The 434-nt window shown below is 52.8% G+C and carries 1 protein-coding gene; it reads left to right on the top strand.

The window, feature by feature from the left end:
* The coding region (locus KNP86_RS15855; RefSeq protein WP_214755168.1) for a transposase at positions 1–434 on the top strand (434 nt) is incomplete at both ends.

Genomic DNA, 434 nt, shown 5'->3' with positions numbered 1-434 from the left:
GAGGCGGTGATCGACTTTGAGTTCATCTATCCGCTCGTGGAGGACTTATATTCTGAGGACCGTGGCCGGCCAAGCGTCGACCCTGTCGTTCTGATCAAGATGGCCTTCCTTCAGTACCTGTTCGGTATCCGATCCATGCGACAGACAATTCGTGAGATCGAGACGAACGTCGCATACCGTTGGTTTCTCGGGTTCGGATTCGCGGACAAGGTGCCACATTTCTCGACGTTCGGGAAGAACTATGTGCGTCGGTTCCAGTACACGAGCTTATTCGATGACATCTTCTATCATATCCTTGAACAGGCTGCGGACGCAGGGTTCATCGATCGCGCCGTCCTATTCGTAGACTCGACACACGTCAAAGCGAACGCAAACAAGCGGAAGCTCGTCAAGAAGACCGTCCGGCAAGAGGTGAAACACTATCAGGAACAACT

Source organism: Exiguobacterium sp. s16 (genome assembly GCF_018618115.1).
GTDB lineage: Bacteria > Bacillota > Bacilli > Exiguobacteriales > Exiguobacteriaceae > Exiguobacterium > Exiguobacterium mexicanum_A.
Note: the sequence above shows the minus strand (reverse complement) of the source record. Positions and strands in the feature narration are given on the sequence as shown.